Source organism: Corallococcus carmarthensis, assembly GCF_003611695.1.
GTDB classification, from domain to species: domain Bacteria; phylum Myxococcota; class Myxococcia; order Myxococcales; family Myxococcaceae; genus Corallococcus; species Corallococcus carmarthensis.
In genome coordinates this window covers 40,851-63,935 of sequence record NZ_RAWE01000005.1, presented here as the reverse complement: position 1 = coordinate 63,935, position 23,085 = coordinate 40,851, and the positions used below count along the sequence as shown (strand labels likewise).

25 protein-coding genes are annotated in these 23,085 nt (G+C 69.9%); 19 read left to right on the top strand and 6 right to left on the bottom strand.

Annotated features, from left to right (window positions below; translation table 11 throughout):
• Nucleotides 1-9: 9 nt before the first annotated feature.
• Entirely contained in the window at nt 10-165 is a 156-nt protein-coding gene (locus D7X32_RS45280) for a hypothetical protein (protein ID WP_158625595.1), read from the bottom strand.
• A gap of 229 nt (nt 166-394) precedes the next feature.
• Here D7X32_RS45280 and D7X32_RS02515 point away from each other — a divergent pair, with 229 nt between their 5' ends.
• From D7X32_RS02515 to dusA, 4 genes are all read left to right on the top strand, one after another.
• On the top strand, nt 395-2,080 hold the full coding sequence (locus tag D7X32_RS02515) for a dipeptidase (RefSeq protein WP_120600883.1): 1,686 nt from the start codon (nt 395-397) through the stop codon (nt 2,078-2,080).
• Between the two features lie 139 nt (nt 2,081-2,219).
• Nucleotides 2,220-3,191 carry a squalene/phytoene synthase family protein gene (locus tag D7X32_RS02510; protein ID WP_158625594.1) on the top strand — a complete coding sequence of 324 codons (972 nt, stop codon included), beginning with the start codon at nt 2,220-2,222 and terminating at the stop codon, nt 3,189-3,191.
• Between the two features lie 84 nt (nt 3,192-3,275).
• Nucleotides 3,276-3,806: a hypothetical protein gene (locus D7X32_RS02505; protein ID WP_120600881.1), complete on the top strand. Its 531-nt coding sequence runs from the start codon at nt 3,276-3,278 to the stop codon at nt 3,804-3,806.
• Nucleotides 3,807-3,891: 85 nt separating this feature from the next.
• Nucleotides 3,892-4,893, top strand: a complete 1,002-nt coding sequence (dusA, locus tag D7X32_RS02500) for a tRNA dihydrouridine(20/20a) synthase DusA (protein WP_120600880.1) — start codon at nt 3,892-3,894, stop codon at nt 4,891-4,893.
• A gap of 1 nt (nt 4,894) precedes the next feature.
• On the opposite strand, the gene D7X32_RS02495 is transcribed toward dusA, so the two are convergent.
• Nucleotides 4,895-5,953, bottom strand: a complete 1,059-nt coding sequence (locus D7X32_RS02495; RefSeq protein ID WP_120600879.1) for a ribonuclease T2 family protein — start codon at nt 5,951-5,953, stop codon at nt 4,895-4,897.
• Between the two features lie 175 nt (nt 5,954-6,128).
• Between D7X32_RS02495 and D7X32_RS02490 the strand changes: the two genes are divergently transcribed.
• Complete coding sequence (locus D7X32_RS02490; RefSeq protein WP_120600878.1) at nt 6,129-6,527, top strand: cupin domain-containing protein; 399 nt, start codon at nt 6,129-6,131, stop codon at nt 6,525-6,527.
• A gap of 22 nt (nt 6,528-6,549) precedes the next feature.
• Here D7X32_RS02490 and D7X32_RS02485 read toward each other — a convergent pair whose 3' ends face one another.
• A complete protein-coding gene (locus tag D7X32_RS02485; protein ID WP_120600877.1) occupies nt 6,550-8,337 on the bottom strand; it encodes a hydroxysqualene dehydroxylase in 1,788 nt (595 codons plus the stop codon).
• 469 nt (nt 8,338-8,806) lie between these two features.
• Between D7X32_RS02485 and D7X32_RS02480 the strand changes: the two genes are divergently transcribed.
• The 9 genes from D7X32_RS02480 to D7X32_RS02440 all read left to right on the top strand — a co-directional run bounded on the left by D7X32_RS02480 (nt 8,807) and on the right by D7X32_RS02440 (nt 16,882).
• Nucleotides 8,807-10,504: a chemotaxis protein CheA gene (locus tag D7X32_RS02480; protein WP_167506427.1), complete on the top strand. Its 1,698-nt coding sequence runs from the start codon at nt 8,807-8,809 to the stop codon at nt 10,502-10,504.
• Nucleotides 10,505-10,530: 26 nt separating this feature from the next.
• Entirely contained in the window at nt 10,531-12,222 is a 1,692-nt protein-coding gene (locus tag D7X32_RS02475) for a methyl-accepting chemotaxis protein (protein ID WP_120600875.1), read from the top strand.
• Between the two features lie 15 nt (nt 12,223-12,237).
• Nucleotides 12,238-12,795 carry a chemotaxis protein CheW gene (locus D7X32_RS02470; protein WP_120600874.1) on the top strand — a complete coding sequence of 186 codons (558 nt, stop codon included), beginning with the start codon at nt 12,238-12,240 and terminating at the stop codon, nt 12,793-12,795.
• A gap of 4 nt (nt 12,796-12,799) precedes the next feature.
• Nucleotides 12,800-13,693 (top strand): CheR family methyltransferase, encoded by an 894-nt coding sequence (locus tag D7X32_RS02465; protein ID WP_120600873.1) that lies wholly within the window; start codon nt 12,800-12,802, stop codon nt 13,691-13,693.
• A gap of 84 nt (nt 13,694-13,777) precedes the next feature.
• The gene (locus tag D7X32_RS02460) at nt 13,778-14,566 is read left to right on the top strand and encodes an SDR family NAD(P)-dependent oxidoreductase (protein WP_120600872.1); all 789 of its coding nucleotides are present in this window, start codon (nt 13,778-13,780) and stop codon (nt 14,564-14,566) included.
• A gap of 14 nt (nt 14,567-14,580) precedes the next feature.
• The gene (locus D7X32_RS02455) at nt 14,581-15,525 is read left to right on the top strand and encodes a LysR family transcriptional regulator (protein ID WP_120600871.1); all 945 of its coding nucleotides are present in this window, start codon (nt 14,581-14,583) and stop codon (nt 15,523-15,525) included.
• 54 nt (nt 15,526-15,579) lie between these two features.
• Nucleotides 15,580-16,284 (top strand): hypothetical protein, encoded by a 705-nt coding sequence (locus D7X32_RS02450; RefSeq protein ID WP_120600870.1) that lies wholly within the window; start codon nt 15,580-15,582, stop codon nt 16,282-16,284.
• 49 nt (nt 16,285-16,333) lie between these two features.
• The gene (locus D7X32_RS47420) at nt 16,334-16,465 is read left to right on the top strand and encodes a hypothetical protein (RefSeq protein WP_279635550.1); all 132 of its coding nucleotides are present in this window, start codon (nt 16,334-16,336) and stop codon (nt 16,463-16,465) included.
• Between the two features lie 9 nt (nt 16,466-16,474).
• Nucleotides 16,475-16,882, top strand: coding sequence for a hypothetical protein (locus D7X32_RS02440; protein ID WP_120600869.1), 408 nt, complete (start codon nt 16,475-16,477; stop codon nt 16,880-16,882).
• Between the two features lie 84 nt (nt 16,883-16,966).
• Here the strand turns inward: D7X32_RS02440 and D7X32_RS02435 are convergent, their stop codons facing one another.
• Nucleotides 16,967-17,857, bottom strand: a complete 891-nt coding sequence (locus D7X32_RS02435; protein WP_120600868.1) for a CPBP family intramembrane glutamic endopeptidase — start codon at nt 17,855-17,857, stop codon at nt 16,967-16,969.
• A gap of 101 nt (nt 17,858-17,958) precedes the next feature.
• Here D7X32_RS02435 and D7X32_RS02430 point away from each other — a divergent pair, with 101 nt between their 5' ends.
• The 4 genes from D7X32_RS02430 to D7X32_RS02415 are packed head-to-tail and all read left to right on the top strand — an operon-like array spanning nt 17,959 to nt 20,658.
• Nucleotides 17,959-18,339, top strand: coding sequence for a type II toxin-antitoxin system PemK/MazF family toxin (locus D7X32_RS02430; protein ID WP_120600867.1), 381 nt, complete (start codon nt 17,959-17,961; stop codon nt 18,337-18,339).
• Nucleotides 18,340-18,371: 32 nt separating this feature from the next.
• Nucleotides 18,372-18,950 (top strand): TetR/AcrR family transcriptional regulator, encoded by a 579-nt coding sequence (locus D7X32_RS02425; protein ID WP_120600866.1) that lies wholly within the window; start codon nt 18,372-18,374, stop codon nt 18,948-18,950.
• Between the two features lie 2 nt (nt 18,951-18,952).
• The gene (locus D7X32_RS02420; protein WP_120600865.1) at nt 18,953-19,807 is read left to right on the top strand and encodes an N-acyl homoserine lactonase family protein; all 855 of its coding nucleotides are present in this window, start codon (nt 18,953-18,955) and stop codon (nt 19,805-19,807) included.
• A gap of 47 nt (nt 19,808-19,854) precedes the next feature.
• On the top strand, nt 19,855-20,658 hold the full coding sequence (locus D7X32_RS02415) for a HEAT repeat domain-containing protein (protein WP_147449991.1): 804 nt from the start codon (nt 19,855-19,857) through the stop codon (nt 20,656-20,658).
• 6 nt (nt 20,659-20,664) lie between these two features.
• On the opposite strand, the gene D7X32_RS02410 is transcribed toward D7X32_RS02415, so the two are convergent.
• A complete protein-coding gene (locus D7X32_RS02410; RefSeq protein ID WP_120600928.1) occupies nt 20,665-21,504 on the bottom strand; it encodes a nuclear transport factor 2 family protein in 840 nt (279 codons plus the stop codon).
• 72 nt (nt 21,505-21,576) lie between these two features.
• Here D7X32_RS02410 and D7X32_RS02405 point away from each other — a divergent pair, with 72 nt between their 5' ends.
• Complete coding sequence (locus tag D7X32_RS02405) at nt 21,577-22,452, top strand: LysR family transcriptional regulator (RefSeq protein WP_120600863.1); 876 nt, start codon at nt 21,577-21,579, stop codon at nt 22,450-22,452.
• Here D7X32_RS02405 and D7X32_RS02400 read toward each other — a convergent pair.
• Complete coding sequence (locus D7X32_RS02400; protein WP_120600862.1) at nt 22,436-22,765, bottom strand: hypothetical protein; 330 nt, start codon at nt 22,763-22,765, stop codon at nt 22,436-22,438. The two genes, D7X32_RS02405 and D7X32_RS02400, sit on opposite strands and share 17 nt — an antisense overlap.
• Between the last annotated feature and the right edge of the window lie 320 nt (nt 22,766-23,085).

Genomic DNA, 23,085 nt, shown 5'->3' with positions numbered 1-23,085 from the left:
GCGGCCGCCCTACGCGTCCTTCGCGTCCTTGCGGGGGCGGCCGTGCTTGTCCTTCACCTGCTCGCGGTCCGCCTTGCTCCACCAGATGCGGGAACTCCACAGGGCGGGGCCCAGGACGACCGTGAGGACGAAGAACACCACCAGGCCCACCACGATCTCCGTCACGGCTTCCTCCAAAGGGAGCCCTGGGGTTCGGATGGCCCCGGGGCGGGAAAAGGCAACCCTAGCGTCCCGGCATGGCGGGTGCCATCCAGCGTGAGGGCCAGGAAGTAGCGCGGCGCTCGGCGGCCATCGGCTTCACGCATGGCGTCGTGCGGCAGGGGCCCGGGTGCCTGACGGTCGGGCAACCTGCCCGGGCGGGCAGCGGGCGAAGGTCCTGCTAGATTGCGCCGCCATGAACCGATTCCCTTCCATCCTCTTCACCGCGCTGCCGCTGACGGCGGTGCTGGTGGCCCCCGTCGTCGCGGACGCCTGCACCAGCATGCTGGTGACGAAGGGCGCCACGACGGACGGCTCCACGTTCATCACCTACGCGGCGGACGCGCACGAACTGTACGGCGAGCTGTACTACACGCCCGCGCGCCGCCACGCGGCCGGCGCCATGCGCGACGTCATGGAATGGGACACCGGCAAGTTCCTGGGCCGCATCAAGCAGCCGGCCGCCACCTATTCGGTGGTGGGCAACATGAACGAGCACCAGCTGTCCATCAGCGAGTCCACCTTCACGGGCCGCAAGGAGCTGGAGGGGCCCGCGGGCATCATCGACTACGGCTCGCTCATCTACATCACGCTGGAGCGCGCGAAGACGGCGCGCGAGGCCATCCAGGTGATGGCGGACCTGGTCTCCGAGTACGGCTACGCCTCCACCGGTGAGTCGTTCTCCATCGCGGATCCGAAGGAGGCGTGGATCCTGGAGATGATTGGCAAGGGCGAAGGCCAGAAGGGCGCGGTGTGGGTGGCCCGCAAGCTGCCGGACGGCTCCATCTCCGCGCACGCCAACCAGTCGCGCATCCGCCAGTTCCCGCTCAACGACAGCGCCACCACGCTGTACGCGCCGGACGTCATCTCCTTCGCGCGCGCGAAGGGCTGGTACACGGGCGCGGACAAGGACTTCAGCTTCGCGGACACGTACCACCCGCTGGACTTCGGCGGGCAGCGCTTCAGCGAGGCGCGCGTGTGGAGCATCTTCCGCCGCGCGGCCCCGTCCCTGAAGCTGGGCGTGGAGTACGCGGACGGCGCGGACACGGCGAAGCGGCTGCCCCTGTGGGTGAAGCCGGACAAGAAGGTGTCCGTGCAGGACGCCATGGCGCTCATGCGCGACCACTACGAGGGCACGCCGCTGGACATGTCCAAGGACGTGGGCGCGGGGCCCTACGCGGTGCCCTACCGCTGGCGCCCGATGACGTGGGACGTGGACGGCAAGAACTACGTGCACGAGCGCGCCATCTCCACGCAGCAGACGGGCTTCTCCTTCGTCGCGCAGATGCGCTCGGGGCTGCCGGACGCCATTGGCGGGGTGCTCTGGTTCGGCGTGGATGACACCTTCACCACGGTCTACACGCCCATGTACGCGGGCATCCGGCAGGTGCCGAAGAACTTCGCCCAGGGCGTGGCCAGCCGCGGCGAGTTCTCCTGGGATTCGTCCTTCTGGGTCTTCAACTGGGTGTCGAACCAGGCCTACGGGCGCTGGAGCGACATGATTGTGGACGTGCAGAAGGCGCAGGGGGACCTGGAGGGCCAGTTCCTGGCGGATCAGGCCAACGTGGAGAGCATCGCGCAGGTGCTCTACAAGCGGACGCCGGAGCAGGCCCGCCAGTACCTCACCGAGTACTCCATGCAGCAGGGTGACAAGGTCCACGCGCGCTGGCGCAAGCTGGGCGAGCAGATGCTGGTGAAGTACATCGACGGCAACGTGCGCGACGCCACGGGCAAGGTGGGCCACCCGCGCTACCCGGACGCGTGGTACCGCCGCATCGCGGCCGACAACGGCAAGATGCTGGAGTCCCACGAGAAGCCGGAGCCGAAGCCCGCCGCGCCCGCGCAGCCCGCCCCGAAGCCGACGGTCGCTCCGGCGCCCTGAGGCCCTGGAAACCCGGCGCGCGGGTGTCCCATCCGGGCCCCGCGCGCGTCGCGCGAACGTTCTCGCGTGTGTCGGTGGGTGGCTTGTGGCAGTGAGGGCGCCGGGCGGAAGAAGTGCGCCCGTTCCGGAGGACGGTTCCTTGAGTGACGCCCCCACTGAGACGGCCCTGCCGTTCCGGGATGACGAGCTGGCGGACTTCCTGGAGCGGACCAGCCGCACGTTCGCGCTCGCCATCCCGCTGCTCGACGAGCCGCTGCGCCGGGAGGTGGGCCTGGGCTACCTGCTCCTGCGCGTCGCCGACACCCTGGAGGACGCCGCCCCCTGGACGCGCGACGAGCGGCGCCAGGCGCTGGCCGCCTTCGAGTCCCTGCTCCAGGAGACCCCGGGCGTGGACGCCGGGGCGCTGTCGCGCGAGTGGCTGTCGCGCCCTCCCAGTGAGAACGCGGGCTATCTGGACCTCCTCGCGAGCACCCCCACGCTGCTGGCGAGCCTGGACGCGATCCGCCCGGAGGCCGGCGCCATCCTGCGCCACTTCGTGCTGAAGACGGTGCAGGGCATGGGGCAGGTGCTGGCCGGCGCCTCCGAAGGCGGGCTGTTGCAGCTGGGGTCGCTCCAGTCCCTGCGTGACTATTGCTACATCGTGGCGGGACTGGTGGGCGAGCTGCTCACGGAGCTGTTCGTCCTGGATCCGCGCCTCGCGATGTACGCGCCGAACCTGCGCTCGCTGGCCCCGCTGTTCGGCGAAGGGCTCCAGCTGGTCAACATCCTCAAGGACGCGCGGCAGGACCGGAAGGAGGGCCGCGTGTGGCTGCCGGAGGGCGTCCAGCTCCAGGACGTGGAGCGGCTCGCGGGCGAGGATTTGATCGCGGCCGCGCGCTACGTGCGGGCCCTGCACCTGGCGGGGGCGCCCCGGGACGTGCTCGCCTTCACCACGATGCCGCTGCTGCTGGCCCAGGCCACCCTGGAACTGCTCGTGCGCGACGGCGCGGGCGCCAAGGTGTCGCGCGCGGTGGTGTCCGCCCAGCTGAACATGCTCCAGGCCGCGCTCGACCGCGGCATGCTCCCCGAGGCCGTGGAGGCGCTCGCCGGACCCATGCCCGGGGGGCCCTGAAAAGCGTTGTCCAGGAAGCAACTCCAGGGCACTGACGCCGGATAATTCCGGTGCAGGTGTTCCCCCTCTGGAGTGGTGTCCCCCATGAACTGCGCCCGCTCGGCCCCGGCGGTCATCGTCTACTTCCCCGCGCGTTCAGAGGCGGCACCCCTGCGGGTGCACCGCCGCGTGGCCCGGCTTGAGCGGCAGGGTGGGGGGCTGCCGTTCGCCGCCACGCGTCAGCGGGGGCTGTGGACGTTCCAGACGCCGGCGGGGCCGGAGCGGTGGTTGCCCGGCCGGGTGCGAGGGCAGGAGCGGATGCATGCGTTCCTGGTGGAGGTGCTGGGCTTCGGCGCGCTCATCCAGGCGTATGACGTGGCGGCGGACACGCGCAGCGACTCGCTTCCCGGGCACCCGGACTTCGCGAAGAACTTCGACCTGTTCCTCCACCACTACGCGGGCGCGCTGCTCAAGCACGCGGCGCCGGAGGTGGCCTTCGCCCGCGCGCTGGGGCAGGTGGTGATGCTCAACGGCCAGCAGTGGGCCGGGCTGGGCTTCACGCTGACGGACGCCGGCCAGCGGCTGGTGGACGGGTGGCTCGCGGAGCAGGGCGTGGTGCTCAGCGCTCCCGCCTGAGCCGGTGCCCGGCGGGCCGCCTGCCTTCGGAGGGGGCCTCGGGAGACCCTGGGCGGACGGCGGGAGTCCGGATATGGGTAGGGCGATGACTGCCCTGGCCTACCCCATGCCGCTGTGTGTCGCGCCGATGATGGACTGGACGGACCGGCACTGCCGGTACTTCTTCCGGCTCCTCTCCCGCCACACGCTGCTCTACACGGAGATGGTGACCACGGGCGCGATCCTCCACGGCAAGCGCGACCGCCTGCTGGGCTTCACGCCCGCCGAGCACCCGGTGGCCCTCCAACTGGGCGGCTCGGAGCCCGCGGACCTGGCCGCCTCCGCGCGCATTGGCGAGGAGTGGGGCTACGACGAGATCAACCTCAACGTGGGCTGCCCCAGCGACCGCGTGCAGTCCGGCCGCTTCGGCGCGTGCCTGATGGCGGAGCCGGACCTGGTGGCCCGCGGTGTCGCCGCCATGCGCGAAGCGGTGCGCATCCCGGTGACGGTGAAGTCGCGCATCGCCATCGACGACATGGAGGAGTGGCCCACGCTGGAGGACTTCGTGCGGCGCGTCTCCGCGGCGGGCTGCACGCGCTTCATCGTGCACGCGCGCAAGGCGTGGCTGCAGGGCCTCTCCCCCAAGGAGAACCGGGACGTGCCGCCCCTGCGCTACGACCTGGTGCACCGGCTCAAGGCGGAATACCCGCACCTGGACATCAGCCTCAACGGCGGCATCAAGACGCTGGACGCGGCGGCGGAGCACCTGGGCCGCGTGGACGGCGTGATGATGGGCCGCGCGCCCTACGAGTCCCCGTACCTGCTGGCGGACGCGGACCGGCGCTTCTTCGGAAGCACGCAGGCGCCCCTCACGCGGCATGAGGTGGTGGACGCGATGCTGCCCTACATCGAAGCGCAGATGAGCCAGGGGGCGCCGCTGGGCGCCATCACCCGGCACATGCTGGGCCTCTTCCAGGGCCTGCCCGGCGCGCGAGCCTGGCGCCGCCACCTGAGCGAGAACGCCCACAAGGACGGCGCGAGCCCGGAGATCGTGCGCGCCGCCGCCGCGAAGGTGCCGCGCGACGCCGACCTCCAGGCCGTGGCCTGATTCAGCGCTTGGGCACGGTGGTGCAGCACCCGGAGCGCGCGCAGCGGACCCAGCCCTGGTTCTGGCAGAGCTGATCATTCGTGCACGCGGGGCCCTGGCCCGGCTGCCCGCAGGTGGAGGACGGTCCGCCGCCGGGGTCGAAGGGCTTCGCGGCTTGAATCTTCACGGTGGGGCAGCGGGGCTGAGAGCCATTGCCCACGCAGTTGTTGGTGGCGCCGCTGGTCACGCTCTTCGGGCACGTCATGCGCGCGGAGGGCCGCCGCTGATCATCCACCGCGAAGCAGATCCCCACCTCCATGAGGTTGCAGCCCGGATCGCAAGCGAAGGCGACGCTGTCCCCCTGTCCGAACGAGGCGCGCAGGTCCTCCAGCTTCACGCTCCCGCCGACGTTGTCCCTGAGCGCGGCCGGCGTCCCCTGGTCGCCAGGCAATGACAGCAGCGCGTCGATGTTGCTCTGGAAGTAGGTGCGGGCATCCATCCCCGTGCAGCTGCCGTGCTTGGGCCACTCGTGGTTCGCGAGGAAGAAGTTGTCCGTGACGAAGCCCGGACCGTAGGTGCCCATCGCTGGCGGAATCGTGGCGGGGTCGGGGAAGCACCGCGAAGGGGCGTCGCTGTTCTTGCACTCGCAGAGCCCGCCGCAGAACGCCGGATAGGTGCAGTTCAGCTCCCGCGCCTCCTCGTCGTTGAACTGGGGCCACAGGCCATGGAGGGTGAGGTGCGTCGCGCCGAAGGTGTCCTCCAGGTGCTCGCACTCCTCCTTGTCTGGATGGGTCCGGCAGAAGGTGGGCGCCCAGGTCAGCGCGAGCAGGTACGAGCCAAAGCGCGGCGTGTCGCACGCGCCCCCCTCCTTCGCGGTGGCGTCCGACTTGAAGCAATTGCAGGCGGTGGCCTGGGCCCGTCCGAACTCGAACTCGATGGCTTCCGGGCTCGCCAGGTGGAGCGGCCGGGCGGTGGCGATGGGCGGCGTGGGGGGGGGCGCGGGAGGTGGCTCGTGATGCGTGCGGCATCCCTGCGCGATGACCAGACATGCCCAGAGGGCAAGGCGCGACGGAAGGCGCATGGCTCAACTCCCTGTGAGAAGCAGGTCGGCTGCTGCGGCACGAAGGTACGGAGGTGGGGACGGGCGCTACACCCCGTGCTCCAGTCCACCGCCGTGTCCGGGCTCCAACCCTTTCCTCCAGCGCTCGCGGCCCCCAGCTTTCCTCTTGGACCCATTCACCGGGAGGAGTCGCACCATGGCACGCGCCATCATCAAGAAGGCCAACGAGGCGGACGAGCGCCGGCCCTTCGTTTCGCACGGAGAGGCCATCGTCCTGAACCTGGGAGCGCTCAGCATTGGCCGGGGCTACTTCGAACCCGGCTGGCAATGGTCGCAGCACGTGAAGCCCATCGCGGGCACGGAGAGCTGCGAGGTGGTCCACACCCTCAGCGTCCTGTCCGGGCGGATGCACATCCAGATGAAGGACGGCCAGGAGCTGGACCTGGAGCCGGGCGACGTCGCCTTCGTCCCGTCAGGCCATGACGCCTGGGTCGTGGGCGATGAGCCCTGCCGCGTCGTCGACTTCACCGGCGCGGAGGATTACGCCGTGGCCAAGACGGGCAAGGAGGAGCCGGAGCAGCCGTCCCTCCAGTAGCCCGCGCGCCGGGCGCGGCGCTTCAGCGGATGCCCAGCCGCGCCAGCAGCGAGTCGACCCTGCTGGAGACGCGGAACTGATCCAACCAGTCATCCACGTCGGTGATGCCCGTGACGGCCGCGAACCGGCGCAGCACGTCCGACGCCTGGAGCGCGGTGCGCAGGCCGAGCAGCTCGAACAGGTGCGGGCGTCCGCGCTGGTACAGCGCCGCGTCCAGGCGCTTCCACGGCTCCAGCCACGCCGGCTCCTCCAGGGGCCAGATGGCCGCGCGGGTGGACGGTGAATGCGCCCGGTCGAGGATGGCATTGACGGCGCGGCGGCCCGCCTCGCACGCCCCCTCCATGGAGGCCAGGTCCGTGTGCGTGCGGACGTAGTCCCCCGCGAGGCAGAGATTGGGAATGGCGCTCGCGGCCTCCGGACGCACCTCCCAGGAGCGGGGCGGATGGACCAGCAGGCCGGACGAGTTGAGCGGCGGCAGCCCGCCGGCGTAGTCCAGGTCCGCGTCCAGGTGGACGGAGTGCAGCAGCTCGTCGGTCAGCACCTGCTCTTCCGCGTCCCGGCCGTTGAGCGCCGCCTTCAGCTGTGCCCAGACCTCCGTCTTGATCTCCTCCGGCGTGCAGTCCTTCGCGCGCTTCGGAACGAACGTGCCGGGCGTATTCCAATCCGAGACATCGATGGACAGGAGCCCGCCCACCTGCCCATCCCCGAACTGGCGCCGGAACAGGCCCAGCTCGCGCCAGAACTGCGGCTGCGAGATGGACGTCAGCGCCCAGGGCGAGTCCGGATAGAAGGTGTGGCCGCGGACCAGCGGCACGTCCTCGTAGAGGAAGAACTGGATCCCCACCATCCACGACACCAGCTCCTCCACGTTCGCCGCGCGCAGCCGCGCCAGCGCGGGGTCCAACGCGGCCAGCTCCGGCGTGATGAGGGCATGCGCCGCTTCCAGGGGCACCGCGAGCACGTAGTGGTCGGCCGTGCGCGACTCGCCGTTGGCGAAGCGGACGCCGGAGATGCGCCCGCCCGCGACGTCGAAGCCGGTGCAACTCACGCCCGCGTGGAACTGCACGCCCAGGCTTCGCAGGTGGGCGACCCAGGGGTCGAGCCACATCTGGCTCGTGGGGCCGCCCATCGTCCGGTCGTTGTTCACCCCGCTCTGCGCGAAGTCGAGGATGAGCTGCATGGAGATGGCGCCAATGGTCCGCGCGGATCCGCGCCGTGGATCCATGGCGACCATCGTGCGCGGCACGGCCCGCAGCTGCCGCTGGAACTTCGGCGAGTACAGGTCGCCCTGGGCGAAGTCCCACCAGGAGCGCTGCTCGTACTGGCCGAACCGGCGCGCCTCGCTGGATGAGAGGAATTGCAATATCTTGAGGCTGTAGAGGCTGCTGTCGGCCGTGTCGAAGTCCAGCTTCTGGAAGAACAGCTCCAGCGCCTCCAGGACGTCATAGGGCTTGTCGAGCTTGCGGCGGGAGAAGCGGTACCACGTGTCCTCGTCGATGAGCGCGATGGCGCTCTCCGTGGTGGCCCTGAGGTGCTGGTCGACCGTCGGTGTGGCCGAGCCGGCAACCGCGGGCGTCCGCTGCATCATGTCGATGACGTGCCGGTAGAAGCGCGGGTAGAAGCGGAAGCCGTGCTCGCCCGGCAGGTCGCGCCGCCCTTCCGTCCCCGTGCCGGGCACCGGCTGCGAGCGCGCCTTGCCGCCCCACGTGGTCCGCGTGTCGTGGATGTGGACCTCGAAGCCGCGCTCCACCAGCTCATGCGCGACCGTCAGACCCGCGACGCCTCCTCCCACCACGATGACGCTGGGCATGCAGTCCCTCCGGTTGCTCGTCGTGCGCTCAGAGGAGCGTCGCGCGCGAACCAGGGAGTCCACATCACCCCGGAGTGCCAGTGCACTGTCCTGGACGAACGTACGAGACGCACTGTGTTGGATGTGGCTGGGATTGAAACATGTAACTCAAGACAGCTGAGACACACTCCCTTCGGATGGCGTCCGTCACCCGACCTGTGACGTCCTGCCCGGAAACGCGCCGCGCTTCCCTGCTGATTCCGACTGTGCGTGAAATCACTGGTGAGGTTGTGTCTTGTTGTTTGTTTCGATATTGTTGACTTCTTGATTCATTCCTCGCCTGGGGGTCGGCCCACCTTCATGGCAATGCCTTGCATCTCGAGGAAGGGGGGCGCATGCCGCTGTTCTTGAAAGTCCCTCCACCTGTTCCAACACGCGCGCCGGTTCCCCTTCGCCTCCGGGGCGGAAGGTGACGACAGGCCCGGGGGACATGTCGTCGGAAACCGCCGCGGAATGGCAGAAGGTGCTGGCCGTCTTCGCGGACGAAGCGGAGGGGCTGGTCTCCTCCATGGAAGAGAACCTCATCGCCCTGGAGGTCTCTCCGGCGGAAGGGCTGCTCCAGGACATCCTGCGCGGGGCCCACACGCTGAAGGGCGCGGCGGCGTCGCTCGGCTTCCAGGCCGTGACGGACTACACGCACGGCGTCGAGGACCTGCTCCAGGCGCTGCTCGACGGGCGCCTCGCCCCGGATGAGACGCGGGTGTCGCTGCTGCTCGGCGCCGTGGATCACCTTCGCGAACTGTCCCGGGCGTCGCTCGCGGGCGTGGACTCGCTGGGCGCGGTGCACCAGGCCCACCTCGTCCGGCTGCGCGAGGGCATCGTCGCGGGCGCTCCCACGGAGGCGCCGCCCGTTCCCGCCGGCCCGCTTCGCCTGCCGGAGGCGCGGAGCAAGGCGCGGAGCCGCGCACGCATGGACCTGGAGCGCCTGGACCGCATCGTCACGCTCACCGCGGAGCTGTCCGTGGCGCGGGGCCGGATGGCGCAGTTCCTGGCGCGCGCGGAGGAGTTCGGGGCCAGCTGGGAGGACGCGCTCAACCAGCAGCGGGAGATGGATCCGCTCTTCGAGGCACTCCAGGAAGAGGTGATGAAGGTGCGGATGGTCCCGGTGGGACCGCTGTTCCGTCAGCACCTGCGCACCGTGCGCGACCTGGCCCGCTCCCAGAAGAAGCTGGCCCAGCTGGAGCTGGAGGGCGAGGACGCCACGCTGGACACCGCGGTGCTGGACGCGCTGCGCGACCCGCTGCTCCACCTCTTGCGCAACGCGCTGGACCACGGCATCGAAACGCCGGACGAACGGCGGGCCGCGGGCAAGGACCCCCGGGGCCGCATGCGGCTCAAGGCCTACCATGACGCGGGCAGCGTGGTGGTGGAGCTGTCCGACGACGGCCGGGGCATCCAGCGCGAGCGGGTGCGCGAGCGTGCGCGGCAGAAGGGCCTGGTGGCGGCGCCCGAGCGGCTGCGCGACGACGAGCTGTTGCGCCTCATCTTCGAGCCCGGCTTCTCCACGGCCACCGAGGTGACGGAGCTGTCCGGCCGCGGCGTGGGCATGGACGTGGTGCGCCGGGACATCGAGGCCTTGCGCGGCTCCGTGTCCATCCAGAGCCAGGAGGGGCAGGGCACCACGCTGACGCTGCGGCTGCCGCTCACGCTCGCGGTCATCCAGGGCTTCGCCATGGGCGTGGGGGATCAGGTGTACGTGGTCCCCATCGAAGGCGTGCAGGAGTGCATGGAGGTCCCCGCCGGCGAGCGCACGTTGGATGCGTCCGGCGTGCTGTCCCTGCGCGGCCAGCCGCTGCCGTACCTGCGGCTGCGCCAGGTCTTCTCCCTGGGCGGCGGCACACCGGCCCGGGAGAACGTGGTCGTCCTCAGGCATCCGGACGGCGTCATCGGGCTGGCGGTGGATGAGCTCCAGGGCGAGGGCCAGCGGGTCATCCGGCCCCTGGGGCGCCTCTTCCAGGGCATCCCCGGCATCTCCGGCTCCACCATCCTGGGAGACGGCCGGGTGGGGCTCCTCTTGGACACGCCCGCGCTGGTGCGCAGGGCCATCCTCCACGCCTCCGAGTCCGTGCTCGGTCCTCCCGCTCCCCTGGAAACCCCATCCCCTTCCGCCGCCCCCCGGGCGCCGTAGTCATCCGTCGCAGTTCCGGAGTCACCATGTTCAACAATATGAGCATCACGGCGAAGCTGACGCTCGCCTTCGGCGCGATGGTCGCCATCATCATCGGTGTGGTGACGGTCGTGTACACCACCCTGGACAGGACCGCGAAGATCGCCGAGGGCGACACCGAGAGCCAACGGGTGCTGATCGCCCTGCGCACCCTGGAGGGTGACATGGCCGACCTGGAGACGGGGCAGCGCGGCTTCATCATCACCGGCGACGACAAGTTCCTGGAGCCCTACACCCTGGCCCGGCTGAGCGTGTCCCAGAACCTGGACAGCCTCCGCCAGCTCACCCAGAGCGACCACCGCCAGCAGGATCGCCAGCAGGAGATCCGCGACCTGCTGCAGCAGTGGATCAACCAGCACCTGGAGCCCCTCATCGCCCAGCGCCGCGAGGTCAACGCGGGCCGGGGGGAGCTGGCCCAGCTCGTGGCGGTGGAGCAGTCCGCGCGCGGCAAGCAGACCGCGGACCGCATCCGGATGCTGCTCACCAAGCTCGCGGACGACGAGACGGTGCTCCTGCAGGAGCGCAACGCCCGGACGGGGGCCATGGTGAAGGACCTGTACGACGTGATCATCACCGGCGGCGTCATGGGCGTGCTGATCGCGGGCCTGCTGGCCTTCTTCCTCACCCGCAGCATCGTGCAGCCGCTCACGGAGGCCGTGCAGGTGACGGCGCAGGTGACGGCGGGTGACCTCACCGCGAACATCTCCGCGCGGGGCACCGACGAGACGGGCCGGATGATGGGCAGCATGCGGGACATGATCCAGCGGCTGTCGGGCGTCATCAGCGAGGTGCGCGGCGCCGCGGGCTCGCTGTCGTCCGCGTCCCTCCAGGTGGCGTCCGCCGCGCAGGGGCTGTCGCAGGGCACCAGCTCCCAGGCGGCCTCCGTGGAGGAGACCACCGCCAGCCTGGAGCAGCTCAACGTCAGCATCCGCCAGAACTCGGAGAACAGCCGGGAGATGGAGCAGACGGCCCTCAAGGGCGCCCGCGACGCGGAGGAGAGCGGCCGCGCGGTGAAGGAGACCGTGGAGGCGATGAACGCCATCGCGGAGCGCATCGACATCGTGGAGGAGATCGCCTACCAGACGAACCTGCTCGCGCTGAACGCCGCCGTGGAGGCCGCGCGCGCCGGTGAGCACGGCCGGGGCTTCTCCGTCGTCGCCACGGAGGTGCGCAAGCTGGCGGAGCGCAGCCAGAAGGCCGCGAAGGAGATTGGGAGCCTGGCCACTTCCAGCGTGAAGGTCGCTGAGCGCAGCGGCCAGCTGCTGTCGGAGCTGGTGCCCGCCATCCGCCGCACGTCGGAGCTGGTGCAGCAGGTGACCAACGCGTCGCGCGAGCAGTCCGTCGGCGTGTCGCAGATGAACCGCGCCATGACGCAGGTGGATCAGGTGACCCAGCGCAACGCGTCCGCCGCGGAGGAGCTGTCCTCCACCGCGGAGGAGATGGCCACCCAGGCGGAGTCGCTGCTGCAGATGATGACCTTCTTCCGGCTGACGGAGGGCTTCAGCTTCAACGCCTCCTCCGCGCAGCATCGTCCGACCGCTCCCCGGCTGCCGGCCTCGCCCCTCCGGGGCCTCCAGCAGGCGGCGCAGGGACCGCTCCCCGCGTCCACGCATGGAGCGCTGTCCCGGCTCCAGAACGGCGCGGAAGCGCCGGCCCCCCATGACTTCCAGCGATTCTAGGAAGGGGCGCGCACCATGAGCCATTCCACCGAACCGGGCAGCGGCAGGTCCAGCTACCTGAGCTTCATGCTCGCGGGCGAGGAGTACGCCGTGGGCCTCCTGCGGGTGCGGGAGATCATCGAACACCGCCCCGTCACGCGCGTGCCGGGGATGCCCGCGGCCGTGCAGGGCGTCATCAACCTGCGCGGCAGCGTGGTGCCCGTCGTGGACCTGGCGGTGAAGTTCGGGCTGCCGCCCCGGCCCATCACCCGCTGGTCCTGCTTCGTCATCGTGGAGGTGGCACTCGACGGCCAGCAGACGGTGCTGGGGCTGCTCACGGACACGGTGCGCGAGGTGCTGGAGCTGGGCCCCGCGGACATCGAACCGCCTCCCGCTTTCGGCACGCGCGTGCGGCTGGAGTTCCTCCGGGGCATGGGCCGCCACAACGACACGTTCATCCTGCTCCTGGATCTGGACCGGCTCTTGTCGCTGGAGGAGTTGCTCCGGCTGACGGCCGCCGCCACCGAAGAGACGGCGCCTCCCGTGGTGCCGTCCGCGGCGCCTCCGGCTCCGGAAGCGTCGGGCAACGGGTGAGCAGATGAGCGAGGACGCGCTCTGGCCGTCCGCGCTGCCTCCGGCGTTGTCGCGCTCGGAGCTGGCGCTGTTCCAGCACCTGGTGGAGACGGAGGCTGGCATCCACCTGTCCTCCGCCAAGAGCGCGCTGGTGGCGAACCGGCTGTCGCGGCGGCTGCGGGAGCTGGGGCTGACGTCCTTCGCCGCGTACCACGCGTACGTCACCGCGCGGGGGAACGAGGCGGAGAAGGTGCGGATGCTCGACAGCCTCTGCACCCACGAGACGTCCTTCTTCCGCGAGCCCCGGCACTTCGAACTGCTGCGCGACCATGTCTTCCCGGAGTGGGCGGCCCAGGCGGCGCAGAGTCGGCGGCCCCGGAGCATCCGCGTCTGGAGCGCCGGGTGCTCCACGGGGGAGGAGCCGTACTCACTGGCGATGGAGCTGCTGGAGGCGTTCCCCAAGGGCTCCGGGTGGAACCTGGAGGTCGTCGCCACGGACCTGTCCACCTGGGCGGTGAAGCGCGCGGAGGAGGGCCTCTGGAGCCTGGAGCGGGCCCGGAGCATTCCGCAGGACCGGCTGCGCAAGTACATGCTGAAGGGCGTGCGCACCCAGGAGGGCCTGATGATGGCGGGCCCGGAGCTGCGCCCCTTCATGCGCTTCGCCCGCGCGAACCTGCACGCGCCGGCCACCTGGCCGGTGGGGCCGTTCGACATCATCTTCTGCCGCAACGTGCTCATCTACTTCGGCGCGGAAGCCCGGACGCGCGTCATCCAGGGGTTGCTGTCGCGGCTGCCGGAGACGGGCTACTTCTTCCTGGGCCACGCGGAGAGCCTGATTGGCATCACCGCGGCGGCGCGCTCCGTGAGCGCCAACGTGTACACGCCGCGCCCGGGGCCCGCGCTGCCGTCGCGCGAATAGCGGGAGCGCCGCTTTCCATTTCTGGAAAGCAGGTGTCCACCGCTTCCCGTTGTTGCAGGGGCGGCCGGCGCCCATCCTTGACCGATGAAACGATTTGATTTCGCGGGCAAGACGGTGCTGGTGACGGGTGCGTCCATGGGCATTGGCGCGGAGTTCGCCCGGGAGTTGTCACGCCGGGGCGCCACGCTGGTCCTGGTGGCCCGGAGCGAGGCGAAGCTGGAGGCGCTCGCCGCGGCGCTGGGCAATGCGCACGTCCTGCCCGCGGACCTGACCGCTCCGGGGGCCCCGCGGCGGCTCTTCGACGCAGTCCGTGCGAAGGGGCTCGAAGTGGACGTGCTCGTGAGCAACGCGGGGTTCGGCCTGCACGGCGGCTTCGATGTGCTGCCTTTGAAGGACCAGCTGGAGCAGATCGACCTCAACGTCCATGCGCTCGTGGAGTTGACACACGTCTTCCTTCCCATGCTGGAGCGGCGCCAGGGCGGCGTCATCCACGTGGCCTCGATGGCCGCGTACCAGCCGACGCCGTACATGGCGGTCTACGGGGCGACGAAGGCCTTTGTCCTGTCCTTCAGCGAAGCGCTCTGGGCGGAGTACCGCGAGCGAGGCGTCCGGGTGCTGGCCCTGTCGCCGGGGGCGACGGACACGCCGTTCTTCGAGCGCTCGGGGGAGGGCGCGTCCCCCGGGAAGAAGGCGCGGCCGGAGGACGTGGTGACCGTGGGCCTGGCTGCCTTCATCGCCGGGCGCTCGTCGGTGGTGCATGGCCTTGGCAACCGGTTCGCATCCGTCGCCAACCGCTTCTTCTCACGCGAGTTCAGCGCGAAGGTCATCGCGCGGATGACCCGTCCGAAGACGCCCGCGCTCCCGGCGACCTAGAGTGCTTTCCACCCATGGAAAACAAACTGCCCGCCTGGGATGACCTCCGCGTCCTGCTCGAAGTGCATCGCGGCGGCAGCTTCCTCGCGGCGGGGCTCCAGTTGGGCCTGTCGACCTCCACGGTGGCGCGCCGTATCGGGGCGCTGGAGAAGGACCTGGGGCGCGCGCTGGTCCATCGCACCTCGCAGGGCGTCTGGTTGGAGAAGGAGGCCCTGGAGCTCATCGCGCTGGCGGAGGGCTTCGAGCAGTCCCTGCGCGCGCACCGCCGTGATGGCGGCGGGAGCTCTCCCTATGCGGGCAGGATTCGCGTCTCGTTGCCGGACGGCTTCCTGGTGGGAGCGGCGGAGGCGGCCACGCGGTTCCGGCGGCTGCATCCGGAGACACTGGTGGAAGTGATTTCGGAGCTGCGGTTCGTGGACCTGTCCTCGCGCGAAGCGGACATCGGCGTGAGGGGCGGGCGGTCCTCCTCACCGGTGCTCATCGACAAGCCGCTGGGCGACGTCGTGACTGGCCTCTACGCGAGCGCGGAGTACCTGGCGCGCGCTCTGCCCAAGCGGTTCCTGGGCGCCGACGACTACCGTGAGCAGGACTTCGTCGTCGAGGACGAGACGCCTCGTGGGCAGGGCCCTTCGCAGTGGTTGATCCAGCGGGGCGCTTGCCGCTTTCCCTTCCGCTCCAATTCGATGGAGGCGCGGCTGCACGCGGCGAAGGGCGGCATGGGCCTGGTGATGCTGGGGGTCGGGGCGGAGCAGGAGCACCTGGGATTGATCCGGGTACGTCTGGAGACGCCGCTGCCGTCGCTCCGCTTCTACCTCACGATGCACAAGGATCTGCGCAAGGTCCCCCGCATCCGTGAGTTCGCGGCGACCTTCGAGGCCGTGTTCGCGGAGTACCTGGCCGCGCAGGCCGAAGCGGAAGCCCCGCCGCGCTCGAAGAGACCGCGCGCCCGGGTGCGCTAGCATGCGCGCACGATGATGAAACGACTGGGGATATGGGGATGCGTGGTGGGTTTGATGGCGGGATGCGCGGCGGGGAAGCAGGAGTCGCGCCCTCCGCCCGACGACGTGCCGAAGACCCCCTTGAACGCTCCGGCCCGCGCGCCGTCGGCCTCGGTCGAACAGCTGCCTGAATGTCCCCCGGATATCGTGGAGGAGGACTGGCTGGAGCAGGGGCTCTCCCGGTCAATACGGGCACGGGCCTGGGTTCCCTCGCTCTCGCTCACGGACCTGGGCTTCGTCGCCGGGTCATCGGCCGAGCAGCTCTTCCAGCAGGAGGTGTCGCTCGCATCGGGAACGGTGGAGGTCATCGGCTTGGGCGCACCGACCCGGAAGTCAGATTGGGGAGCCCTGGTCTTCGCGCGTCCCCATGCCCAGGGGCATTGCGTGGTGAATGGCTGGTCCACGAGCCTTTTCGCGCCAATGACGCTGTCCCTGGCCGACTCCTGGCGGTCTCCCGACGGGCGCTTCGCCATCTTCCTGCTGAAGCTGCTCACGGAGCCCGAGAAGGGAAAACCCGAGGTGCGGTGGGTCAGCCTGGGCACGGATGGCCACCGCGCGTGGATCGCCCTGGGAGAGCCTCCGCAACACCAGCTCATCGCGCCCACGGTGACGTTCTTCCGCAACGGGAAGGACCTCTACGTGGACATCCACCAGCGCTACATCACCCGGCTGCGCCTGGGGCCGGATGGCCACTTCATCGTGCCGCCCAAGGCGAAGTGAGGACGGACATAGGGGCCCTGCGTTCGACACGGTGGTGACCCCCAGGCTGGTGCTGCGACGCCTGGGGCCGGAGGACCTGGAGGCACTGGAGGGTCACTTCATCGAGAACATCTTCTTCAAGGGCGCCTGGGGCGACGAATTCCAGTACGCGATGCTGGCCCGGGAATGGACGCCTCGCTGAGTTCAGGGAATGGAAGAGGCATCGGTATACGAGCAGGCGCGTGCCATCGCGGATGAAGTGCTGCGGGGCATCCCGCACGTGGGCGTTGACGTGGACCGGTGGGGCCACGCGAGCGTGTCCCTTGACCTGCTCAACGAGGACTCGGGCGAATGCCTGTCACGCATCATCGCGACGACGCGCGGTGACGTGGTGCGGCCGGAGCTCGTGGCGAAGGAAGGGCTCACCGCGAAGGTGGAAGAGCTGGCCCGCCGCCTGAAGGCCCTGGACGTGCGCGCCAGGCCCTACGCCCTGGAGGCATGGGATGCGCCAGTCACCGCCATCGCCCGGAGCGTGATGGCGGGGTCGGGCGAGGACACCGTGTCCCAGCTGGACGACGAAGGGCACTGGATGCACTGCCGGACCTGCTGGAGCGGGTGAAGGGGCGCTTCCCCCGGCTCAAGACCGTCACCGTCAAGGACGGCGACGGCTTCGAGGAGACGGTCAGCCTGGAGGCGTGAGCGCCTATCCGTTCAGCGCGGGAGCCTCGTCGGGGCGGGGCATCGCCTCCGGTTCCCGCGCGGCTGAACCCTTCCAGCGCGTCAGGGCAATGATTGCCACGCCCAGGGCGACGACGGCGAAGATGGACGCCTCCAGGCCATAGCTGCCGCCCGTGAGCCACTCCGGGCGGCCGTGGAAGACGGGCATCCACCAGCCGCGGAACTCCTTGCCGCTCACGCCGAAGCCCATCACGCCCAGGAACCAGTTCCATCCCAGGTGCACGCCGACCGGTAGCGCGAGGTGCCGCGTGCGCAGGTAGCACAGGCCCAGCATCCAACCCGCCATGAAGGTGGTGATCATCGCCACGACGCGCGTGGGGACTTCCATCTCGGTGCTGAAGGGGTGGGCCAGGCAGAAGATGAGGGAGATGACGACCTGTGCCCAGACGGTGCCCATGCCCCGGATGGCGCGCTGGAAGATGTAGCCGTGGAACAGCGCCTCCTCGAAAAGGGCCACGCCCAGCATCAGCCAGCCTGTTCGCACGACCGCGGTCACATGGGCGTTCGCGGCGCGCTCCAGATGGACGCCACCGGCCGCCCAGACGCCGAGTGCCACGAGCCCCACGAGGACCACGCCCCCCAGTGCCCCCGCGCCGAGGTCGCGGCCCGCGCGCCGGTCCAGTGACATGCCGAGCGACGTCAGGGGCTGACGTTCGAGGTACAGGAAGTCCAGGCTCACGAGCAGCACCCCCAGGAAGGCGAAGAAGGGGTTCGGCGCGAACGGTCTCACTGCGTCGGGCAGCAACGTCTGGAGCCACATCAGGATGCCCGCGAGGATGGCGGCCACCACGAAGAAGCCCAGGCCCTTCCACCCGTTGCGCAAGTGCCCTTCGCCATCCCGGAACACGGCCTTCATGATGTTCGACCTCGAAGCTTGATTGCGTGTCCTGCCTACAACCAACGCGCGGGCAGCGGAAGGATTGCCCCCTTTCGGCGCCGCGTGGGACAACCCGGCGCATGAGCACGGGCCCGAAGATGATCCGCCGAGGCGACCTGTTCTGGTGCGAGCCCGACGAGGCGCGAGGCTCCGTGCCGCCCATCGCCCACCCGTACCTCGTCATCCAGGACGACGTCTTCAACCGCTCGCGCATCCACACCGTCGTCGTGTGCGCGCTCACCTCCAACCTGAAGAAGGCAAGCGAGCCCGGCAACGTGCTGCTCGACGTGGGGGAGGGCCACCTCGCGAAGCAGAGCGTGGTGGTCGTGTCCCAGGTGTCCTCGGTGGAGAAGGCGCGGCTCGGTGAGCGCATCGGGACGCTCTCCGACGCACGGGTCGAGCAGGTCCTCGCGGGCCTGCGCTTCCAGCAGGCGTCCTTCTTCCGCGATTCCGATATTTGACCTGGAGGTACAAAACGCCATAGAAGCACGACATGGCACGCCCCCGGAAGTTCCAGCCGGAAGCCGTCGTGGAGAAGGCGATGGAGGTCTTCTGGGAGAAGGGCTACGCGGCGGCGACGCCGCAGGAGCTGGGCGAGCGGATGGGGTTGGGGCGGGGCAGCCTCTACAACACGTTCGAGAGCAAGCACGGCCTCTTCGAGCACGCGCTGCGCCACTACCTGGACCACGAGGCGGTAAAGCTGCTCGCGCTGCTCCAGCGGCCCGGGCCGGTGAAGCAGCGGCTGCGGGCGTTGATGCTCGCCATCATCGAGATCGACCTCGCGGATCCGGAGCGCCGGGGCTGCATGGCCATCAACACCGCCATCGAGCTGGCCGGGCGCGATGCCTCCGCGACGAAGCTGGCCGCGCGCATGTTCGACCAGACGGAGGCCGCGTTCCTGGCCGTCATCCAGGAAGGGCAGCGCACGGGGGAACTGGCGGCCTCGCAAGATGCGGAAGCGCTCGCGGCCCTCCTGCTCAACACGCTCACCGGCTTGCGGGTCCTGGGAAAGACGGCCGAGGACGCCACGCGGTTGGAGCGGATTGTCGACACCGTCCTGAAGGCCCTCTGAACATGCCGCGAATCCCTCTCCCCCGGCTCGCCGGGCTCGTGGTGGGACTGCTCACGAGCGCATGTGTGCGTTCAACGGCGCCGCAAGCGCCTCCGCTTCCCCCGGTCCGCCTCTACGCGCTGGACTGTGGCCACATCGACGTGAAGGACATGGGCTTCTTCGCGGACGGCAGCCCCCCTGGAGGCAAGCCCGGCGAGCTGATCGTCCCGTGCTTCGTCATCCAGCACCCCCAGGGCACGCTCGTCTGGGACACGGGCTTGAGCGATGCGCTGACGGGCGGAGCGGAAGACCCGGTGGGCAATCGCTTGCGATTGGAGACGTCCCTGGCCGCGCAGCTCCATCAACTGGGGCTCACTCCCGCGGACGTGCGCTACGTCGGGTTCTCCCACCTGCATGCCGACCATGCGGGCAATGCCAATGTCTTTCCCGCGTCGACCTGGCTCCTGCAACGGCGCGAGCTGGAGTGGGCGACCCGGACGCCTGCGCCCCCGGGCGTGGACCCCAGCCGCTTCTCCGCCTGGCGCGACGTGAAGCTCCAGTTGCTGGACGGCGACCTGGATGTGTTTGGCGATGGCACCGTGAGAGTCATCTCCACGCCGGGCCATACGCCTGGACACCAGTCCCTGGTGCTGCGATTGAGGCAGGCGGGGACGTATGTGTTGTCCGGTGACCTCTGTCACACGCGGGAGAACTGGGAGCGCCACGGCGTGCCCGGCTTCAATGACAGCCGCGAGAACACCCTGGCGTCCATGTCCCGGGTCGAAGCCCTGGTGAAGGACGCGCACGGGCACTTCGTCGTGGAGCACGCTCCCGAGGACTTCCGGGCCCTGCCCGCGTTTCCCGCCGCCCTGGAGTGAGCCGGGAGGGCGTGACACGCGGGGGCCTGCTGACGGAGGCTTGGCGCGTGGCGCACGACCCAGACGAGCAGGACCCGGCGGTGGAGGCGTTGGTGGCCGTGGCACTGCAGGGCGTGCCGGAGGCCTCCGAGGCCTGGGAGGCCATCTACGCCCTGCATCGCATGGGAGGGGAGACCGTCTTCGCCGCAGCCAGCGCGCTGCTGTGCTCGCGCAGCCCCCATGAGCGTGCGCGCGGTGGCGACATCCTGGCGCAGCTCGAACGTCCTTCCGACGTGCGGTCGCGCGCAGCGGACCGGATGCTGCCGCTGCTCCTCGAGGAACAGGACGCGCAGGTCCTGCAATCGCTCATCCTGGGCCTGGGGCACCTGGGGGACGCGCGGGTGCCGGAGGCGATCAAGCCCTTCCGGGATCATCCCGCTCCCCGGGTCCGGGCCGCGGTGCTGCTGAGCCACCGCAGGACCTCTGACGAGGAGCCGTTGCCCATGCTCCTCGCCTTCGCGGACGACCCGGACGAGGGAGTCCGAGGTCAGGCCATGGCCCACCTGCGGACCCTGCCTCCGGAGGTCGACACGCCCGGGCTCCGGGCGTTGCTCGTGCGCCGCATGGACGACGTGAGTCCGGTGCTTCGGGCCGAAGCCGTGCTCCTGCTCGCGTACCGGAAGGATCCGCGAGCCCTGGAGCCGCTGCGCAAGGCCCTCCGCCGTTCACGCGTCCGTGAGGAGTTCGTGGAAGCCGCCGGAGCGTTGGGAGACCCGTCGCTGCTCCCGGCGCTGCGCGCGTTGGAGGGACAGCGTCAGGACGACCTCCCGTTCACGCGCACGCTGGCTCAAGCCATCGCCGCGCTGGTTTGAGGCGCATCATGTGGGGGGCAGGGGATTGCCCCACGCCGCGGCGGAGATGCGCCACTGCCCACCGGTGCGCACCAGCAGCAGATGGTCGATGAAGCGCACGCCTCCGACCCGAACCTCCAGCTTCGCGGCGGCCACGTTCCCCCGCACCTCCACCTTCAGGACGTTCCAGGGGCTCTCCCGGTCCTGGATGCCCGCCTCCGCGTTCGCCGCGTAGCGGGCCGCGGCCTCCGACAGCGTCCCCCACGCGAAGGGCACGCCTTCGACGTTCACGCGGTAGTAGAGGCAGTCCGGCGTGTGTGATTGGTGCAGCAGCGCGTGGCTGTAGAGCGCATGCGCTTCGCTCTTCGCGTCGAGCACCGCGCGAATCTCCTGCCGCGCGGAAGGGGACGCGGTCGCGGCTTCTCCTGGGGCGAGCCGCTGGAACACCTTGCCCACGATGCGCCAGCCCACCGGCGTCTCCACCACGAGCAGCAGGTCATCGAATGCGTGGTCCGGCCAGTGGGAGACCGCCTCCATCAACGCGAAGGGGCCCTCGCGGTCGAGCACCGTCATCCCGCGCGTGGTCGCGGGCTGGGGCGCATCCGCATCCAGCAACTGCCACCACTCCAGCTGGGTCCGTGTCCGCAGCGAACCGTCAGCTCCATCCACCCAGTGCATCAGCACGTCCGGATGGAGCGCGGACCGCAGCAGCCGGCTGGAGCCGGTGTCGGAGGCCTGGAAGTACGCCTGGACGGCCTCCTCGGGACTGGCGTGCAGGCGGGAGAAGGGCCCGGGCGAGGGGAGGGGGCCGGTTCGTGCACAGGCCGTGAGCAGCGCGAGCGTCACCAGGGGGAGGGTCTTCGACATGCCCTGCAAGGTGCGCGTTCACGCCCGTGGACGCCAATTGATAGTGGCGCCCTGAATCCATAGAAAGCTTCGATGGACTTCCCAGACCTCCCCTTCCTGCGCACGTTCGTGACGGTCTACGAATCCCGGGGCGTGACGGAAGCCGCGGCACGCCTGCACCGCACGCAGCCCACGGTGAGCTATCAGCTGCGGCGGCTGGAGGAGACACTCGGCGCACCGCTGTTCGAACGCCGGTCCGCGCGGCTCGTGCCCACGCCCCTGGCGGACCGGCTCTTCCGGTTCCTCGGCGGCTTCGCCCGGGACGTGCAGGCGGTGTTGCAGGGGGGCGCGGAGGACCGTCCGCTGGAGATCGCCGCGGTGTCTGGCTTTGGCCGCTACGTGCTCTTCCCGCTGCTGCGGGAGTCGGAGTCACTGCACCGGACGCTGACGCTGCGCTACCCGCCGGCGGAGGAGGTCTTCCGCCAGGTGCTGGAAGGGCAGGTGGACGTGGGCTTCTCCTTCCGCGGCACCGTGCACCCTCGGCTCACGCTGACGCCCGTCTACGAAGAGCAGCTCGTGCTCGTCGCGGGGCGGACCTGGGCCCGGCGCCTGCGCGTGCAGGAGCACTTCCAGGACGTGCCGCTGGTGACCTACGACGAGGGGGACTACGTGGTGGGCCGGTGGCTGGGCCACCACTTCGGCAGGCGCCACCCCCACTGGTACAGCTCCGCGCACTTCGAGGAGCTGGAGGAGGTGCTGGAGTGGGTGTCGCGGGGACGGGGCGTCGCCGTCGTCCCCGGCTTCTGCATCCCGAAGGGGCGGGGCCTGGGCGTGGTGAGCTGGGGCAAGCCCGCGCTGACCAACACGGTGCATGCCGTGCAACGTACCCAGGCCCCCGTACGGCCGGTCGTCGCGGAGCTGCTGGAGCGGCTTCGCGACGGCCGTGGGGCGCTCAGCAGGTCTGGTTGATCAGCGCCTCGCAGTGCTGGATGGCCTCGGCGATGGTGCAGTTGGTCGCCGTGCACTCCGGACCGCCCGTGCTCGGGGACCGACACCAGTTGAGCACCACCCAGCATCCGGCGGCCACGTCGCCAGAGACGTTCATGGAGGAAACGTCTGGCGGCGCCTCGCCTGGCTCCGAGGTGCGCTGCTGGATGCTCATCTGGACGCCGCTCTCACTCGTGACCAGCTGTCCGGTCTCGTCCTGCATCGACTCCGCACCGCCACAACCCACCGCGAACGGCATCGCAGCCAGGAACACTCCCAGGAACAGTTTCTTCATGGTCTTCCCTCTCAGTCTTGGGTGAAGCCGCCAGACCCAACGACAGGCGGCACGGACGCCGGCCAGAGGCATACCGGAAAGCAAAGCCCAACCGGCCAAGCAAGTATATCCGGCTTTTCGATTTAGGCAATCCGTGTCAGGGAATGCCGCCGCACTGTCTGGGACATGCGCGGGGCGGACTTCCGCTGGAAAGGTCAAGACTGGCAGGAATTGCGTGTGAGCTGTCTTGGCATTGAGGCGCACATGGCACCGGCCAGGAGCCGGTAGGCCATGCGGACACCTTTCCTGTCACGTCACCGAGGACTGAAGCGGTCCGGGAG